This window comes from Roseicyclus sp., assembly GCF_018402035.1.
Classification (GTDB): Bacteria; Pseudomonadota; Alphaproteobacteria; order Rhodobacterales; family Rhodobacteraceae; genus Roseicyclus.
Genome location: NZ_JAGYJN010000001.1, coordinates 355,273 through 373,242 on the forward strand (window position 1 = coordinate 355,273; position 17,970 = coordinate 373,242).

The 17,970-nt window shown below is 62.0% G+C and carries 18 protein-coding genes; 4 read left to right on the forward strand and 14 right to left on the reverse strand.

Annotated features, from left to right (window positions below):
* Positions 1-46: 46 nt before the first annotated feature.
* From KG698_RS01705 to KG698_RS01745, 8 genes are all read right to left on the reverse strand, one after another.
* Positions 47-1,153, reverse strand: a complete 1,107-nt coding sequence (locus tag KG698_RS01705; RefSeq protein WP_213683829.1) for an ATP-binding cassette domain-containing protein — start codon at positions 1,151-1,153, stop codon at positions 47-49.
* Positions 1,150-1,956: an ABC transporter permease gene (locus KG698_RS01710; protein ID WP_213683830.1), complete on the reverse strand. Its 807-nt coding sequence runs from the start codon at positions 1,954-1,956 to the stop codon at positions 1,150-1,152. Before KG698_RS01710 ends, KG698_RS01705 begins: the two co-directional genes overlap by 4 nt.
* The gene (locus KG698_RS15755; RefSeq protein WP_367114026.1) at positions 1,953-3,173 is read right to left on the reverse strand and encodes an ABC transporter permease; all 1,221 of its coding nucleotides are present in this window, start codon (positions 3,171-3,173) and stop codon (positions 1,953-1,955) included. Before KG698_RS15755 ends, KG698_RS01710 begins: the two co-directional genes overlap by 4 nt.
* A 199-nt stretch (positions 3,174-3,372) precedes the next feature.
* Positions 3,373-3,939, reverse strand: coding sequence for a peptidylprolyl isomerase (locus KG698_RS01725; protein WP_213683831.1), 567 nt, complete (start codon positions 3,937-3,939; stop codon positions 3,373-3,375).
* On the reverse strand, positions 3,932-4,432 hold the full coding sequence (locus tag KG698_RS01730) for a peptidylprolyl isomerase (protein WP_213683832.1): 501 nt from the start codon (positions 4,430-4,432) through the stop codon (positions 3,932-3,934). The genes KG698_RS01725 and KG698_RS01730 overlap by 8 nt, the downstream gene beginning before the upstream one ends.
* Positions 4,433-4,454: 22 nt before the next feature.
* Entirely contained in the window at positions 4,455-4,958 is a 504-nt protein-coding gene (gene coaD, locus KG698_RS01735) for a pantetheine-phosphate adenylyltransferase (protein WP_213683833.1), read from the reverse strand.
* A gap of 101 nt (positions 4,959-5,059) precedes the next feature.
* A complete protein-coding gene (locus KG698_RS01740; protein WP_213683834.1) occupies positions 5,060-5,494 on the reverse strand; it encodes a CBS domain-containing protein in 435 nt (144 codons plus the stop codon).
* A 62-nt stretch (positions 5,495-5,556) separates the two neighbouring features.
* Complete coding sequence (locus KG698_RS01745; RefSeq protein ID WP_213683835.1) at positions 5,557-6,468, reverse strand: LysR family transcriptional regulator; 912 nt, start codon at positions 6,466-6,468, stop codon at positions 5,557-5,559.
* A 202-nt stretch (positions 6,469-6,670) separates the two neighbouring features.
* On the opposite strand from KG698_RS01745, the gene KG698_RS01750 reads away from it, so the two are divergent.
* On the forward strand, positions 6,671-8,170 hold the full coding sequence (locus KG698_RS01750) for a CoA-acylating methylmalonate-semialdehyde dehydrogenase (RefSeq protein WP_213683836.1): 1,500 nt from the start codon (positions 6,671-6,673) through the stop codon (positions 8,168-8,170).
* Here KG698_RS01750 and KG698_RS01755 read toward each other — a convergent pair.
* Positions 8,154-8,624 carry a YkgJ family cysteine cluster protein gene (locus tag KG698_RS01755; protein WP_213683837.1) on the reverse strand — a complete coding sequence of 157 codons (471 nt, stop codon included), beginning with the start codon at positions 8,622-8,624 and terminating at the stop codon, positions 8,154-8,156. The genes KG698_RS01750 and KG698_RS01755 overlap by 17 nt on opposite strands.
* A gap of 149 nt (positions 8,625-8,773) precedes the next feature.
* Here KG698_RS01755 and KG698_RS01760 point away from each other — a divergent pair, with 149 nt between their 5' ends.
* The 3 genes from KG698_RS01760 to mmsB are packed head-to-tail and all read left to right on the forward strand — an operon-like array spanning position 8,774 to position 11,898.
* A complete protein-coding gene (locus KG698_RS01760) occupies positions 8,774-9,916 on the forward strand; it encodes an acyl-CoA dehydrogenase family protein (protein WP_213683838.1) in 1,143 nt (380 codons plus the stop codon).
* A gap of 51 nt (positions 9,917-9,967) precedes the next feature.
* On the forward strand, positions 9,968-11,023 hold the full coding sequence (locus KG698_RS01765; RefSeq protein ID WP_213683839.1) for an enoyl-CoA hydratase/isomerase family protein: 1,056 nt from the start codon (positions 9,968-9,970) through the stop codon (positions 11,021-11,023).
* Positions 11,020-11,898: a 3-hydroxyisobutyrate dehydrogenase gene (gene mmsB / locus KG698_RS01770; RefSeq protein WP_213683840.1), complete on the forward strand. Its 879-nt coding sequence runs from the start codon at positions 11,020-11,022 to the stop codon at positions 11,896-11,898. Before KG698_RS01765 ends, mmsB begins: the two co-directional genes overlap by 4 nt.
* Before the next feature lie 182 nt (positions 11,899-12,080).
* Here the strand turns inward: mmsB and KG698_RS01775 are convergent, their stop codons facing one another.
* The 5 genes from KG698_RS01775 to KG698_RS01795 form a co-directional block, all read right to left on the reverse strand.
* Positions 12,081-12,803: an alanyl-tRNA editing protein gene (locus KG698_RS01775; RefSeq protein ID WP_213684271.1), complete on the reverse strand. Its 723-nt coding sequence runs from the start codon at positions 12,801-12,803 to the stop codon at positions 12,081-12,083.
* Complete coding sequence (locus KG698_RS01780; protein WP_213683841.1) at positions 12,803-15,202, reverse strand: DUF3772 domain-containing protein; 2,400 nt, start codon at positions 15,200-15,202, stop codon at positions 12,803-12,805. Before KG698_RS01780 ends, KG698_RS01775 begins: the two co-directional genes overlap by 1 nt.
* Positions 15,202-16,233 carry a cysteine synthase A gene (locus KG698_RS01785; protein WP_213683842.1) on the reverse strand — a complete coding sequence of 344 codons (1,032 nt, stop codon included), beginning with the start codon at positions 16,231-16,233 and terminating at the stop codon, positions 15,202-15,204. The genes KG698_RS01780 and KG698_RS01785 overlap by 1 nt, the downstream gene beginning before the upstream one ends.
* Before the next feature lie 63 nt (positions 16,234-16,296).
* A complete protein-coding gene (locus KG698_RS01790) occupies positions 16,297-17,424 on the reverse strand; it encodes an NUDIX domain-containing protein (protein ID WP_213683843.1) in 1,128 nt (375 codons plus the stop codon).
* Between the two features lie 22 nt (positions 17,425-17,446).
* On the reverse strand, positions 17,447-17,932 hold the full coding sequence (locus KG698_RS01795; RefSeq protein WP_300982865.1) for a TrgA family protein: 486 nt from the start codon (positions 17,930-17,932) through the stop codon (positions 17,447-17,449).
* Positions 17,933-17,970: the final 38 nt, after the last annotated feature.

Below are 17,970 nucleotides of genomic sequence, written 5' to 3' on the forward strand. Positions count from 1 at the left end.
GAAATCTCGAGATTTCCCAAGCGTTTTCCATTAGGAAAACGCATCCCTAGCTGAACAGCACCATCGCGCGCGGATCCCAGGCCAACCTTGCCCGCGCGCCAAAGTCGAGCACTTTACGGCCCGGCATGTTGCGCATCGACACGCGCACAGGCGCGGGCGTGCCGTCGAGCAAGATATCGTAATAGGTCATGTCCCCGTAATAGACGACTTCGCGCACCGTGCCCGATGCCTCGCGCCCGCCCTCGGCCGTCTGGCCATCATAGAGCAGCGTCAGGCTTTCGGGGCGCACGCCGATCTCTGCCGTACCGGGCTTGGCACCGCTGGGGCATTGCGCGGCTTCCAGCTCGGCGGGGCCAAGCCCCTGCACCTCGACGCCCACGCGGCCGCCTGCCTCACCCTTAACGGTTGCGGGCAGGAAATTCATCATCCCGATGAACTCGGCCACGCGGCGGGATTTGGGGCGGCGATAAAGGGTTTCAGGATCGTCGAGCTGGGCAATCTCACCCTCGAACATCACGGCGATCCGGTCGGACATGACCAGCGCCTCTTCCTGATCATGGGTGACAAGGATAAAGGTGATGCCCACCTCGCGCTGCAGCTTGATCAACTCGACTTGCATAACCTCGCGCATCTTCTTGTCGAGCGCGGAAAGTGGCTCATCAAGCAGCAACACCTTGGGCTTGAGGATCAAGGCGCGCGCCAAAGCGACCCGCTGGCGCTGACCGCCCGAAAGCGCATGGGCCGCGCGGGTTCCGAATTTGCCAAGCCCCACCATCTCGAGGGCTTGGCCAACGGCGGCGCGCTTTTCGGCCACGCTCATCGACGATTTGCGCAGGCCGAAGCCCACGTTTTCAGCCACGCTCATATGCGGAAAAATGGCGTAGGATTGAAACACCATATTGGTGGGGCGACGGTTCGGGGCCACCCCTTCCATATCCTTGCCATCAAGCAGGATTTGCCCTTCGGAAATATCCTCAAACCCCGCGATGGCGCGCAAGAGCGTGGTCTTGCCACAGCCCGAGGGGCCAAGCAGCGAGAAAAACTCGCCCTGCCCGATATTGGCGGTGATGCCCCTGAGCGCGTGATAATCGCCATAGTATTTCTGCACGCCGGTCAGCGTGACGATCGGGGTGCGGGTGCTGGTCTGGCTCACAAAAAGCCTCCGGTATCTTTGAGGCCCACGCGTTTAAGGCCGCGTCGGCGAAAGGTTTCGGCAATGATCAGAAGGGCGACAGAGAGCAGCACCAAAATGGTGCCAAGCGCCATGACAACCGGCAAGCGCGCAGGAAAGCGTAGCTGGCCCCAGAGATAGACAGGCAGCGTCGGCTCGTTGCCTGACAGGAAGAATGCGATGATAAACTCATCAAGCGAGATGGTGAAGCAGATCAGAAGGGAGGCAATGATGCCCGGGCTGACCAAGGGCAGCGTGATCAGGCGAAAGGTTGACCAAGGCGTTTCGCCCAGATCGATCGCCGCCTCCTCGAGGCTTTTGTCCATGTTGGAAAAACTGCCCTGCAAGATCGCAATCGCAAAGGGCGTGCAGATCAGCGTGTGGCCCGCGATGATCGACCATGTGCCGCTGTTCAGCCCAAGCTGCATCAGCACGATCAACAGCGAAATGGCGACGATCACCTCGGGCAAGACCAAGGGCAGCATGATGAAACCGACGATCCCCCCCTTGCCGGGAAAGCCGTAGCGCGTGGCGGCGCGCGCGGCGAAAAGCCCAAGGATGGTCGAGAACACCGCCGTCGAGATGGCGATGATGAGCGAGTTCAGCGTCGCCTCGTGCAAGGCGGGCGTATTGAGCAAGGCCGCGAACCACTCCAGCGTAAAGCCCTGCAGCGGAAAGGCGATGATCGTGCCGGAATTAAAAGCAAAAAGCGGCAAAAGCGCGATGGGCGCATAAAGCACCAACAGGTAAAGCACGGTGAAGACCGCCAGCGCGTTGAGCTTCATATCCCCCACCTCCCCTTGGGCAGGCGGAGCAAGATCGCCACCGACAGCGCGGTCGCTGTCAAGACCAGCGCAATCGACGCCGTGGCCGGACCCAAAAGCGCCGGGCCATGCAAGAATGCCGCGCGGATCGCAAGGACCTCGATCAATGCAAGGCCACAAGCCACCAGCGTACCGCGCGCGCCACCGCCCATCCGATCTGCCAGCCAGAGCCAGAACCGTGCCCGCGAGATGCCCCAAAGCAGCACCATCGCCACCAAGAGCATCGCCAGCACAGCCAGCGTCGCCCCCATCGGCCGGTCGTTCAGATCGAAAATCTGCGCATAGATCATCGTGGCGATCATCGTGCCGCCCGACCCGCCGACAAGGCGCGGGGTGACGTAATCGCCCACCGTCGGGATGAACACGATTAACACCGCCGCCAGCACGCCGGGCATCGCCAAGGGCAGCGTCACGCGCAGAAATGTCATGGCGTAGCTTTCACCCAGATCGCGCGATGCCTCGAGCAGCGCGCGGTCGATCTTTTCCAGCGTCACGAAAATCGGCAAGATCGCAAAAGGCGCAAACGCATGGGCCAGCGTGATCACCACCGAATTGGCGTTATAAAGCAGCCAGCCCAAGGGTTCATCGATCACCGGGCCGCGCAACACCCCACCCGCGGGCGCCACCAGCCAGACAAGACACGCCGCCCCCGTCAGGCCAACAGCGGCAAGCAAAGCCCGCAGGGATAGCTGCCCCATCATCCAAAACACCAGCGCGCCCAAGGCGATAGCGGCCAAAATCAGCGTGACGATGGCGATCACCGGAACCAAGGTCAGCCCGCTATTGATCGGCCCATCATAGGCCAAGATCACCCGCCACAAGAACACACGGATCAGGTAGCTGGTCCAAAAGGGAATGGTGATCAAAAACAGCCAGAGCGATTTTCGCTCGGGCCTGACATGGAACGAGATGAAATAGGCCACCGGAAAGGCCAGCGCGACGGTAACCAGCGTCACCGTCCCCGAAATCCTGAGCGAGCGCAGCATCAACTCGCGGTAAAGAGGATCTGTCAGCGCCTCGGTGTAATTGGCCAAGGTGAAATCACGCTGGATGGTCAAAAACTGCTGGGTCCAAAAGCTCAACAGCACAATCGCCGCCAAGGGGGCGGCCAATAACAACAGCGCATAAAGAAAGGTGGGGCTGACAAGTGTCAGCCCCTTCGCCGCGTCAGTGCGCATCAGCTTCGTGTATGTACTCACCCGTCGCCGACCCTCACGCTATGGGCTGATTCCGCCTCTGAAAATGAGGCTTTCACGCCTGCGCCGCAAGCGGTTTGCTGCATAGCGGCAAAGCGACAGGGCATGAGGCCGCCAAGACGCGGGAAAGGAAAGAAAAAGGGGGGCTGAGCCCCCCTTTGCTAGACCGCAGATAGGGTTTCTACTGTGCAGCCACCGGGTCATCGTCACGCAGGCGCAAGGCCCGCATGTAATCGGGGGTGCCGATGACCGCCCCATTCTGGCCGCGCCCGCGCTTGATGGCATCGACCACCTCCATGCCGCCGACAACTTGCCCCACGACGGTGTATTGCCCGTCAAGAAATGGGCCCGGTGCAAACATGATGAAGAATTGTGAATTGGCGCTGTTGGGGTTTTGCGCCCGCGCCATGCCGATCACACCACGATCAAAGGTAATCTCCGAGAACTCAGCCGGTAGATCGGGGTATTGCGAGCCGCCGCGCCCAGCATAGCGCATATCTTGGCCCATGCGGCCATATTCGACATCACCCGTCTGCGCCATGAAGCCATCGATCACGCGGTGAAACACGACCTCATTATAAGCCCCTTCCTGCACCAAGGTGGCGATGCGCGCGACATGCAGGGGGGCAACCTCTTCGAACAGGTCGATGATGATCGTCCCCTCCGCCTCGCCCGCGATGTCGATCTCCAGACCCGTGGCATAGGCCGGACCACAAAGCAGGCAAAGCGCAAAGACCAGCTTACGCATCGGCGGCCACCTTGACCGAGATCATCTGATCGGGATTGGCCGGCGGCTCACCGCGCGTGATGGCATCGACATGTTCCATCCCTGCAATCACGCGCCCATAGACGGTGTATTGGCGGTTGAGAAAGTGATTGTCGGAAAAATTGATGAAGAACTGGCTATTGGCCGAATTGGGATTGGACGAGCGCGCCGCACCAAGCGTGCCGCGATCATGCGGAATGCCCGAAAACTCGGCCGGAAGATCAGGCTTGTCCGATCCACCCGTGCCCGCGCGGCGCAAATCGCCACCGGCAAGCCCATGCTGCACATCGCCGGTTTGCGCCATGAAACCATCAATCACGCGGTGAAACACCACGCCATCATAGGCACCCTCGCGGGCCAATTCCTTCATCCGCGCGCAATGCGCAGGCGCGATATCGGGCAAAAGCGCGATTGCCACCGTGCCGGATTTCAAGGTGATCACAATCGTGTTCTCGGGATCTTCATAAGCCGACATGCGCCGTGCCTCCTATTTAATATTAATGACTTTTGTTGGGATACTTCACATCGAGCGCCGCTTTGACCGCCGGTGTGACAAAGGGTGAGACATCGCCGCCCAGCCGGGCGATCTCTTTGACCAGTTTCGACGCGATGGCTTGCCGGTCAGCCTCGGCCATCAAAAAGACCGTATCGACGCCCGAGTTCAGTTTTCGGTTCATGCCGACCATCTGGTATTCATATTCGAAATCCGCCACCGCGCGCAGCCCGCGAATGATGATCGAGGCGCCCACATCTTGCGCGCAATCGATCAACAGATTTTCAAAGGGATGGGCCACGATCTGGGTGCCGGTCAGCGCGGCAAGCTTGGCCGATTCCGCCTCGACCATGGCGACGCGCTCTTCCAGAGTGAAAAGCGGGTGCTTGTCGCGGTTGATGGCGACACCGATCACAAGACGGTCGACCAACAAGCTTGCGCGCTTGATGATATCGATATGCCCCAGCGTGATCGGGTCGAATGTCCCCGGATAAAGACCTGTGCGCATCGCCTAACCCCCGCCGGTGCCTTTCCTTGCGGGCCGGACCCAACCACCCGGTGCGCGCCAATGCAAGCCCCCGCTTGGCACAAAGGCCAAAAAGACTGTGTTCAGAAACCCTTGATCATGCCTTCAAGCGCCTCTTTCTCCATCTCAAGCGTGGCCAGCTGCGCCTTGACCACATCACCGATCGAGATCAGCCCGACCATTTCAGCCCCCTCAACAACCGGCAGATGACGAAACCGGCCCTGCGTCATCAGCCCAAGCACTGCATCCGCCGTGTCGTCGCGCCGACAGGTCACGATATCGCGCGTCATCACTGCGTCCAGCGTATCGGCAAGGCAGCCCACGCCTTTATGGGCGATCTCGCGCACGATGTCGCGCTCGGATACGATGCCGACGACCCGCTTGCCATCGGGCGAGACCACGACCGCCCCGATCCGCCGCGCCGTCAACAGTTTCGCGGCCGCCGACAGGCTTTCGCCCGGCGCAATGGTGACGACACCGTCATCGGATTTGGATTTCAGAATTTGTTGTACCAGCATCTGGCCCTCCCTTGGTCCGCGATGGTTGAGAGTGCGAGCGTCCACGCGCAGGGGTTGTTGTGTCAAGCGTCCTTCGCGCCTTGGGCGACAAAGCTCTCACGCTGCGCGATCTCGGCGCGCAGCCCATCGCGCAAAAGTCGCGAGACAAGCCCCAGCCGCGCATCGCGTGGCCCTGCATGGGTGACAAGCCAAAAACTGCGTTTGAGCCTGAGCCTGTCGGGGAAAAGGCGCACCAGTTCCGGCGCATTGGGCAAAGCGAAATCATGCACGATGGCAAGCCCCGCCCCCGCGCGTGCAAGGTTAAGCTGCACCGACACCGCGTTCGAGGCCAAGGCCACGCGGGTGATGCCGAACTGGGCCAGATAATCCAGCTCGGCGTCAAAAATCATGTCGGGAATATAGCCGATCATCCTTGCCGCCTTCAAATCCTCGGGGCCAGACGGCGCGCCATGCGCGGCCAGCCACCCGCGCGAGGCGGCAAGCGACAAGTGATAATCCGACAAAAGCTCGGCCTGTAGGCGTTGGGTGGCAGGCGGTGAGACGGTGATGGCCAAATCCGCCTCGCGCCGCGACAGGTTAACCACGCGCGGCAGGGCCAAGATTTGCAGATCAAGCGCGGGATGGTCGGCCGCAATGGCGGCGCATACCTGTGGCAAAAGGTAATTGGCACAGCCATCGGGCGCACCGATCCGGATCGTGCCTGACAATTGCCCTGCCCCATCGCTGCTTTGCGCACCGAAGCCCCCCGATAACGCCACCTCGGCCGCCTCAGCGCGCGGTAAAAGCCGCTGTCCCGCCTCGGTCAGCGTGTAGCCTTGCGGGGATTTGGCGAACAGCACCGCGCCAAGACTTTGTTCCAGCCGCGCGATCCGCCGACCCGCCGTGGCGGGATCAAGGCGCAGGGCCTTGGCCGCGCCTGAGAGCCCCTCGGCCCGGGCCACGGCCAGAAACACGCGCAGATCATCCCAATTCATCCCGCCCGCCCCGTGCTTACGCGTTTTCCGCAAGGAAAACGCACTGGAAATCTCGAGATTTCCTGTGCGGAAAACTTGTGTTCTCCGCCCGCTCCTCCAGCTTTGCATTTTTGCAAAACAACTTTGGCAACCTGCCCCTTCTCTTGGCATTCTTGCAAGGGTAGAAAGCGGCCAATCACAATTATTCCCAAGGGAGACGACGATGTACGAGATCGGACATTGGATCGACGGCAAGCATGTCGCCGGCACATCGGGCCGCAGCGCCGATATCATGAACCCCGCCACGGGCGAAGTGCAGGGCCGCGTCGCCTTGGCCTCCAAGGCCGAGCTTGACGCCGCTGTCGCCTCGGCCGCTAAGGCCCAGATCGCGTGGGGTGCCACCAATCCGCAGCGCCGCGCGCGGGTGATGATGGCGCTTGTGGGTCTCATCAACCGCGATATGGACAAGCTTGCCCTTGCCATCAGCCGCGAGCATGGCAAGACCTTTCCCGATGCCAAGGGCGATGTGCAACGCGGCCTTGAGGTGATCGAGTTCTGCATCGGCGCGCCGCATCTGCTCAAGGGCGATTTCACCGACAGCGCCGGCCCCGGCATCGACATGTATTCCATGCGCCAGCCGCTTGGGGTGGTTGCGGGCATCACCCCCTTCAACTTCCCAGCGATGATCCCCTTGTGGAAAATGGGTCCGGCCTTGGCCGCGGGCAATGCGATGATCCTCAAGCCATCCGAGCGTGATCCGTCATGCCCGATGCTCTTGGCCGAGCTGTGCCAAGAGGCGGGTCTGCCCGACGGCATCTTGCAAGTGATCAATGGCGACAAGGAAGCGGTCGACGCGATCCTTGACAGCGCGCCGGTGCAAGCCGTGGGCTTTGTCGGCTCCACCCCCATCGCGCAATACATCTACAGCCGCGCCACCGCGAACGGCAAACGCAGCCAGTGCTTTGGCGGTGCCAAGAACCACATGATCATCATGCCCGACGCCGATATGGACCTTGCCGCCGATGCGCTGGTGGGTGCGGGCTATGGTGCGGCGGGCGAGCGCTGCATGGCGATCTCGGTGGCCGTCCCCGTGGGCGAGGAAACCGCCGACCGGCTGATCGAAAAGCTGATCCCCCGGATCGAAGCGCTCAAGGTCGGCCCCTACACGGCAGGCAATGACATCGATTTCGGTCCCGTCGTCACGGCGGCGGCCAAGGCCAATATCTTGCGCCTTGTCGAAAGCGGCGTGGCGCAAGGGGCAGAGCTTGTCGTCGATGGGCGCGATTTCAAATTGCAGGGCTATGAGGACGGCTATTTCGTCGGCCCGCATCTGTTTGACCGGGTAACGCCCGATATGGAGATCTACCGCACCGAGATTTTCGGCCCCGTGCTGTCCACGGTGCGCGCGGCCAGCTATGAAGAGGCCATCGGCCTTGCCATGGATCATGAATATGGCAATGGCACCGCGATCTTTACCCGCGATGGCGATGCGGCGCGCGATTTCGCCAACCGCATCAACATCGGCATGGTGGGCATCAATGTGCCAATCCCGGTGCCGCTAGCCTATCACACCTTCGGTGGCTGGAAGAAATCGGGCTTTGGCGATCTGAACCAGCATGGGCCAGATGCTTTCCGCTTCTACACCCGCACCAAGACTGTGACCGCGCGCTGGCCCTCGGGCATCAAGGAAGGCGCGGCCTTTAACTTCAAGGCAATGGACTGAGCGGCTCAGCCGCCGGGGCGTCGGCCCCCGGCACCTGACCCGGTACAAGGATCGGCACCGCCTCGCCATGGGGCGGTGACGTTGGTTTTTGTGCAATGGCAAAGTCCCGCAGAGCCTCGGCTTGCGCCCCGCGATGCTGGCGCGCCTTGTTGCATTCGAAACTGCCCGCGCGAAAGGCGCGGCAAGCCTCGGGGCGGTCATCATAAATGGCACAGACCAAGCGCCCCTCTGGGGTCGCAACAAGCTGGGCGCAATGCCCGCATGACATGGTCATGAAGCGCTGGCCCGCGATGTCGGTCGTGGCTGTGGTGGGGATCATTCGGTCGCGATCTTGTGGCAAAAGCGCGATATAGCGGTCGTGACCGCCAAAGCAGCAGGCCCCGCAGGCCGTGCAATCAATTGTAGGGGAGGACACCGAGGCACCCAATTGCCGCGCCGGCTGGATCGGCACCATGCCGCCCGCGTTGCGCCAACACCTTGGCTATTACGCCGCCACGCCCGCCGCAAGCGGTTGTTTTCGTGCCCCCACCCTTGCAAAATTGCTGCAACAGTCGGAAATTAAACAAGCGTTCAATTCACGGGCAGATCGGGGGGATCGGGGGCATGGATTTCGCACTCAGCCAAGAAGCACAGGCCATGTTCGACATGGCCCATGATTTTGGCCAGGCCGAGATCGCCCCCCATGCACAAGCATGGGAGCGCGCGGGAACAATCCCCAAGGCGCTTTGGCCGAAACTGGCCGATTTGGGCTTTGGCGGGCTTTATGTGCCCGAGGAGAAGGGCGGCTCTGGCCTCTCACGGCTCGAGGCGACATTGGTGTTCGAAGCGCTTTCGATGGCATGCCCGTCGGTCGCGGCGTTTTTGTCGATCCATAATATGTGCGCCAATATGATCGCGCGCTACGGCTCGGACGCGCTACAGGCGCGGTTCTTGCCACGCGCCTTGGCGATGGAGTGTTTCTTGTCTTACTGCCTGACCGAACCCGGCTCTGGCTCGGATGCGGCGGCGCTCAAGACACGCGCAGAGCGGCGCAATGACGGCTACGCGCTGACGGGAAGCAAAGCCTTTATCTCGGGCGGCGGTTATTCGGATGCCTATCTGGTGATGTGCCGTACGGGCGATGCGGGTGCGGGCGGCATTTCGGCCGTCATTGTCGAGGATGGCGCGCCGGGCCTGTCCTTTGGCGGGTTGGAAGACAAGATGGGCTGGCGGTCGCAACCAACCCGCGCGGTACAGTTCGACGATTGCCATATCCCCGCAGAGAACCTGCTCGGTGTTGAAGGTCAGGGCTTTCGCTACGCCATGGCGGGGCTGGATGGTGGGCGTCTGAATATCGCGGCCTGTAGCCTTGGCGCGGCGCAAGCGGGCTTGGACAAGACGCTGGCCTATATGCGCGAGCGCCACGCCTTTGGTCAGCCCATCGACCAGTTTCAAGCGCTGCAATTCCGGCTGGCCGATATGGAGATCAATCTCCAAGCCGCGCGCGTCTTTTTGCGCCAAGCGGCGTGGAAGCTTGACGCGGGCGCGCCAGACGCAACCAAAGCCTGCGCCATGGCCAAGAAATTCGTCACCGAAACCGGCAGCGCCGTGGTCGATCAATGCCTGCAACTGCATGGTGGCTATGGCTATTTGGCCGATTACGGGATCGAAAAGCTGGTGCGCGACCTGCGCGTGCATCAAATCCTTGAAGGCACGAACGAGATCATGCGCCTGATCGTGGCGCGCCACATGCTGGCCGCGCGCTGATGGCAAAGGGCGCATGCGTATTTTTGGAAAGATGAAGGGATAAACAGCGCCATGTCGGATGAGATCGAGATCAAGATCCTGGGCCGCGCCGGGCGCATCACCTTGCGCCGCCCCGCAGCGCTGAATGCCTTGAGCTATGCGATGTGCCTTGCTGTTGAGGCAGCCCTCGATGCTTGGGCGAGCGACGACCGCGTCGCGCTGATCGTGATCGACGCCGAGGGCGAGCGCGCCTTTTGCGCAGGCGGCGATATCGCGCAGATGTATGACGCGGGCATGCGCGGGGATTACGCCTTTGGACACCGCTTTTGGTTCGACGAATACCGGATGAACGCCAAGCTCTTTCACTTTCCCAAGCCCGTGGTCAGCTTGATGCAGGGCTACACGATGGGCGGCGGTGTTGGCATCGGCTGTCACGGCTCGCACCGGGTCGTGTGCGAGACGAGCAAAATCGCCTTGCCCGAATGTGGGATCGGCCTTGCGCCGGATGTGGGCAGCACGCTGTTGCTGGCGCGCGCGCCGGGGCGTTTGGGTGAATACCTTGGCACGACCGGCACAAGGATGGGGCCGGGTGATGCGATCCATGCGCAATTTGCCGACTACTTTGTGCCGCGTGCCGATTGGCCCGCGTTGATCGCCACGCTGTGTGACAGCGGCGATTGGGCGGCGGTCGATCGCGCCGCCCTGCCCCCGCCTGCCAGCCCGCTGGCCGATCAGCAAGCCGAGATCGACGCCTTTTTCGGCGGCGAAACGATCCGCGATTGCGTCAATCTTTTGAAGCTAAGCGAGAGCGCTTTCGCCCAAAGCGCGCTGGCCGCGATCAATGCCGGTAGCCCCTTGGCCGTGGCTTGCACGCTCGAGTTGGTGCATCGCGCCCGCCTGCGCGGCACGATCGAGAATGCGTTGGAACAAGAATATCGCTTCAGCTACCGCGCGATGGAGCATGGCGATTTTCTCGAAGGCATCCGGGCCGCGATCATCGACAAGGACAAATCGCCCAAATGGCGCCACGCCAGCCTTGAAGATGTCGCCCCCATCACCGTTGCGGGCATGTTGATGCCTTTGGGGGCGGCCGGATGGAACATGCAGGCAAAAGGATATGTGGCATGAAGATCGGTTTCATTGGCCTTGGCAATATGGGCGGGCCGATGGCCGCCAATCTGGTGGCTGCTGGCCATGCGGTCACGGGTTATGACATCACCGGGCTTGGGCCTGACGGCGTCACCATGGCTGCCGATGCGCCCGCCGCCGCCGCAGGCGCGCAGGTGGTGATCACCATGCTGCCCAATGGCGCGATCCTGCGCCAAGTGGCCGCCGAGGTGATCGCGGCGATGGCACCCGGCAGCGTTTTGCTCGATTGCTCGACCGTAGATGTCGCCAGCGCGCGCGCCGTGGCCGCAAAGGCCGCATCCGCTGGGCTTGGCGCGCTGGATGCCCCTGTTTCCGGCGGTGTAGGCGGCGCACAGGCGGGCACGCTGACCTTTATGGTGGGCGGGCCTGATGACGCCTTTGCCATGGCCGCGCCGCTTTTCGCGGTGATGGGCCAAAAGGCGGTGCATTGCGGCGCGGCGGGCAATGGGCAAGCGGCCAAGATCTGCAACAACATGATCCTTGGGGCGACGATGATCGCCACCTGCGAGGCTTTCGCGCTGGCCGACAAGCTGGGGCTTGATCGGCAGGCGATGTTTGATGTCGTCTCGACCTCATCGGGGCAAAGCTGGTCGATGACCAGCTATTGCCCGGCACCCGGCATTGGCCCGAAAAGCCCCGCTGACAATGACTACCAGCCCGGCTTTGCCGCCGATCTGATGCTCAAAGATCTTAGGCTCAGCCAAGACGCGGCAGAGGGTGTGGATGCCGACACGCCGATGGGCCAGCTTGCCGCCACGCTTTATGCGCGCTTTGTCGAAGAGGAAGGCGGCAAAGGCCGGGATTTTTCCGCCATGCTGCCGCGATTCGAAAAGCGCGGCAGATCAAAACCATGATTTATCACTGAAAAACGAGCTTGGGATTGCCTGATTTCCATGGCATCCTGAACGCGACACTCCAAGATATGTCCGCAAAAGACCCGGTGCCGTGAAAATTTTTCGGTGCACCTCGACGACGGTGCCGGGTCGCGGGACATAAGCTTTCAGTGCCTTTCCCACGCAGTGTCATGCCATCGGCTTCAAGCGAACTCGATTGCGACGCGGCGGTTCAACCGGCCCTTTTTCTCGATCTTGGCGATGATGATCTTGCCGATCTCGGCGGTGCGCGCGACATGGGTGCCGCCGCAAGGTTGCAGATCGACCTGACCCGCCCCTTCACCGATCCGCACAAGGCGGATGCGCCCTGTCCCACGCGGCGGTTGCACCGACATGGTCTTGACCAGACTGGGTTGGGCATCCAACGCGGCCTCGGTGATCCATTCTTCGCTGACGGCCAGATCACGGGTGATCAGCGCGTTCAACTGCCCCTCGAGGATGGCGCGCGCGGCTGCGTCAGGCATTTCGGGCATGTCGAAATCAAGCCGCCCCTTGTCATGGGCGATGGCGCCACCCGTCACCGGAAAGGGCAAAACGACCGAGAGCAGATGCAGCGCGGTATGAATGCGCATATGGCCATAGCGGCGCTCCCAATCGAGGCGTTGCGCAATCTCGGCCCCGACGGGCGGCAAAGCCACAGGTTCGGCGGGCACCAATACGATGGCCCCACCCTCACCCTTAACGGCGGTGGCGATGGCGATGCGCTGATCGCCCCAGTCAAGCATCCCGCTATCGCCGGGCTGGCCACCTGCGCGGGGGTAGAAAATGGTGCGGTCCAGCACGATCCCACCCTCTTCGGTCAAGCCTGTCACGCAGCCTGTGGCGCTTTTGCGGTAGGGGTCGGTCATGAACAGGGGTTCGGTCATCATGTGGCTTTGTCCTTTGGAACCGTCTCGCTTACTGCCGCGGCCTGCGGCATCGCATGCAGCGCCTCGGGATTGCGCAGCCAAATATCACGCTGGGCAAAGGGGATCTCGATCCCTTCTTCCATGAAACGCTCGGCGATACGGTGGTTGATCTCGGTCTTCACAGCGACCAACTGGTTCACATCACGCAAGATCGCGCGGATACGAAAATCAAGGCTATCGGCCCCAAAGCCAAGGAAATCGACACCCGGCGCGGGATATGACGCGACACCCGGGACAGCGGCCGCGATCTCTTCCAAGATCGCCTGCACGCGGCGCGTATCCGTGCCATAGGCCACGCCCACGGTCACAATCGCGCGCCCGATGGTATTGCCGCGCGTCCAGTTGATCACCGTGCCCGAGATCAAATCAGCGTTCGGAACAATCACATCGGTCCGGTCGAAGGTCTCGATCACTGTCGAGCGCACCGAGATGGCTTTCACGATGCCCATGGTTGGGCCGACCTCGATCCAATCACCCTCTGTGATGGGGCGTTCGATCAACAGGATAAGCCCCGAGACGAAGTTGTTGACCACATTCTGAAGGCCAAAGCCGATGCCGACGGACAGGGCACCCAAAACAACCCCAAGGGCTGTCAGGTCAATCCCCGCCGTGGTAATGGCGATGACTGCCGCAAGCGCAATCCCGACATAGCCCACACCCGCCACCACAGCGTTGCGCGCCCCTGCATCCATTCTTGTGCGCGGCAAAACCGTGCCGCGCAGCGCCCCTTGCAACAGCCGGGTGGCGATCATCCCGATGGCAAAGACCAGACCAACCGCCAAAACGATGGCCGGGGTAATCCGCGTGCCGCCCAGATCGATACCGGCAAAGAACTGGCTGATGATCTCGCTGATCTGTTCGGGCCGCATCCCCCAGATCAAGGCCAACACCGGCAGGGCCACGAAAACCAAAAGCAGGTTGACCAAGACCGGCAAAAGCGCCTGTGCTGCCTCATCTTGGGTCTGGCCGGATACCAGCGCGTAAAGCGCGCGGATCGGGCTTTGCAGCACAACCAACGCGCCAAACAGACCCAAGGTCAGCGCGGTGGGCGTCATCACCGCCTCAGCCAGGTTGAGATACCCCGCCGCCGCAAGGCCAGTACCCAAGATCGCGACCACGCGCACGGCCACGATCACCCCCAAAAGCACGCGCGTGGCAAAACCGCCATCACCCGGCTCGGGGCCATCACGCATCTGGTGGCGATGCTGGCCGAGCAATGCCGCCAACCACAAAAACGCGCCCGCAAGACCGACATAAACCGGCAAGACGAAAACACCGCGCGCCGAAAGCGCGATCACTTCTTGCGCCGAGATTGTCTCGGCCAAGCTGCCCAGCCCAAAAAACAAGCCGATCAACAAGACCGCCCGGCGCAAGGATGGGCGCAAGCCGAGTGCCACCCCAAAGGCCGCGCCAATCGCGTCATTGGCGGGAAACAGCCGCCCCCCCATCCACAGCGCGAGATAGACCGCGACCAGCCCCGAGATCGCCGCGCGCAACAGCGCGCTGCCCGCCTGACCCAAAAGATCGAGCGTGCCAATCGCCGCCCCGAAGATCAGCAGACCGGTGATGGGAAACAACACCTGCAACAACGAGATCGCAAAGGCGAAAGCCTCGCGCCCCGGCCGCGCGGACCCGCCTTGTTGCAAGACATCGGTCCAGCGCCCCACAAACAACCGGCTGCGTAGCACCAAGAACAGCCCTGCAGCGCTGAGCAAGATCGCGAAAAAGGCACGGTCCCAAGGGCTGTCGCCCAAGCTGCGATAAGCCGCGATCTGCGCTGTCACCTCGGCGCTCAGGCGGGCAAGCAGATCGGCCATGCCGGTCAATGCGGGTGGCCAGTTCAGCGGATTGACCGGTGCGGGGTCGCGTTCGAACAGCGCGCGGGCTTGGCGGTCGGCCAAGATGGCGTCGATTTCCGTGATCAACCCATTGGCGCGGTTGAAGGCCTCATTGGCGGTCAGGCGGGGCAGTTGCGCCTGCGCCATCTGCTCGGTCAGCGCCGCGCGCCGCTCGGCAATCGCGGCGGGTTCGGTTTCACCCTCGGCAGGTAGCGGGCCCAAAGCGTCGATCTGGGCCTGTAGCGTCGCAATACGCGCGGCATTGGCATCTTGGGAGGTCAAAAAGCGCGTGCGCCAATTGGCCAATGTGACCCGAAGATTTTCCAAAAACGCCGTCGATGCGGTGCCAGCCGCGATCAGGTTCTCGGCGCGGACAGCCTCGACTTCCCATATCGCATAATCGATCTCGGCGGCTGTGCTTGTGCTTGCGGCTGGTGTGGTTTGCGCAAAAACAGGCTGCGGCGCGCCGCCAAGCGCCAATAGGCAAATAAACAGCGCAGAGATCAGAAAATGCTTCATCAATCTTCGAAGACCGAGGGAATATCCGCCGCCGGGCGGTCCAACCACGCAGGCACCGGCAACCCCTTTTCGCGCAGGAATTCGGGGTTGTAGAGCTTGGATTGGTAGCGCGTGCCATAGTCGCACAGAATGGTGACGATGGTATGCCCCGGCCCCATTTCGCGCGCCATGCGCACGGCACCGGCGAGGTTCACACCTGACGACCCGCCAAGGCAGATCCCCTCTTCGGCGAGCGTGTCAAAGACGATGGGCAGCGCCTCGGCATCGGGGATGTTATAGGCGAAATCTGGCCTGAACCCCTCAAGATTTGCGGTGATACGGCCCTGCCCTATCCCTTCGCTGATCGATGAGCCCTCGGCGCGCAGCTCACCGCTGGTATAGAAATTGTAAAGTGCGGCCCCGTCGGGATCGGCCAGCCCGATCTTGACGCCCTTAGGTTGCAGCGCCATCGCCACACCGGCCAAGGTGCCGCCAGAGCCTACCGCGCAGATGAAACCATCAACGCGGCCCCCGGTTTGTTCCCAAATCTCGGGGCCGGTCATTTCGATATGGGCCTGACGGTTGGCGGTATTGTCGAACTGGTTGGCCCAGATCGCGCCATTGGGTTCGGTTTGGGCCAGCGCCTCGGCCAGTCGTCCCGAGTAGCGGACATAATTGTTGGGATTGCGATAGGGGGCAGCGGGGACTTGGATCAACTCGGCCCCTGCCAGCCGGATCATATCCTTTTTCTCTTGGCTTTGCGTCTCGGGCATGACGATGACGGTGCGATAGCCCATCGAGGCACCAACCAAGGCCAGACCGATGCCGGTATTGCCTGCCGTGCCTTCGACAATCGTGCCGCCCGGCCCCAAAAGCCCGCGCGCCACTGCATCGCGGATGATGTAGAGTGCTGCCCGATCCTTGACCGATTGGCCGGGGTTCATGAACTCGGCCTTGCCCAAGATCTCGCAGCCGGTCAAATCGCTGAGCTTGTTCAGCCGGATCAGGGGGGTATTGCCGATCGCGGCGGCAAGGTCGCTATGGATGGTCATTGGCCGGGCTCCGCCATTGCAATGCGCGTTGACCTCAAGGGATAGGCGCGCAGCACAGAAAGCTCAACCCGATGCGCGCAATTGGGCGCGGTGAAGCTGTAGCCACTGCATACTCATGATCAGCGGCGCATTGGCCATATCGCCACCCGCCAGCATCGCGCAGGCCAGATCCCATGGCACGATATGCGACAAGATATCCTCGCCCTCGGCCAGATGCCCAGCGATGCCCGTGATGTCATCGGGTAGATCGGCCAAGGCCACATAGCTATGGAGTACCTGCGCGATCCCGCCCGGGCTGGGGTAGTAGCGCGCCACATGATGCAACGCGCCAAGCGTTAGCCCCGCCTCTTCCCTCGCTTCGCGCCGGGCGGCAGCCTCAATGCCTTCACCGGCATCAATCATGCCTGCAATCGGCTCCAAAAGCCAAGGATGGGGATCTTGCTGCACATAGGCCCCAAGGCGAAGCTGTTCGATCACCAAAATACGGTCGCGCAGCGGGTCATAAGGCAACACCGTCACCGCGTCCGAGGCACGAAACACCGCGCGCTCTTGTGGGGCGGACATGCGCCCGTCGAATTGGCGATGGCGAAGTGTCACCTCTTCGACGGCGAAAAACTTCGTGTAGGGAAACCTCTGCGCGACCATCGCAACATCGCTGCGCGGCGGATTTGCCCCAACCAAGGCAGGGCGACGCCAAGCTTGTGTGTTGACCATCGCCTGTGCGCGCGAGGCGATGATGCCAAAGCGGCGTCCGACCTCAGCCGGGGGCGCGGTTTGGAGTTGGCGCATCACCTCCTCTGCGGCAAACGCCTCGATCGCGCCCAAATCGCGCGCCCAATCGGCCAGCGACCAAGGGCCATCGGTATCTGGGATGCCCTGCGGCTGATCCGCGACAGGGCGATAGACCGAGACGCTCCGCGCCACACCGTCGATTTCGACCGTCAAAGGATAGCGCGCATAGCCAAAACACGCCTCATAAGCATCAAGCTGGGCGGTCGCCTGCGCATCGGCAAGGATCACCAGACCGCCGAGCCTTTGGCCCTTGGCCGCGACCAAGACAGGCCAGCCCGTCCCCCGCGCAGCCATCACCGCCGCATCTGGCAACGCGGCCTTGGCCACCACCACATCCCCCGCCACGATTCGCAGCACGGGTGCATGGCACAAGGTGCCAAAAACAAAGATTTCCGTCATGTCAGCCTCGCACAAGAGCGCCTTAGCGCCAGCGTCGTGCGACAGCTTCGCAGATCAGCCCACCGATGACACCCCCGGCCAGCAACACGCCCCAAATCGGGATGGTCAGGGATTGCACGCCATAGGCAATGAACTGCACCAAAACAGCCTCCATCGCATCGGCCAAGTCGTCATAACGCATGTTAAGCGCACGGAAATACACCGCGCGCGCCGAAAAAACGACCAGCCCGACAAAGGCCATCTGTACCGCGCAACGCAACCCATGGGCTACCGCAACAGCGCGCCCCTCACCCACACCGCGCCCGGCAACGGACCATCCATACCAAAGGCCGATCATTGCGATGCTCAGGGGGAAATAGGTTGCAGGTGTACCTTGCGGGAAGGTTGCAAGCACCTGCAGCGCGGCAATCCATCCGACGACAAAAAACCAAATGCCACCGGCCAGCCTTGCGGCGGTCGGGATCGCGATTGCGGCATTACGCCCACCAGTTTCCAGCGCAAAAAACATCGCCACCTTCTGGCGGGTAATTTTGGCCAGAATATGGC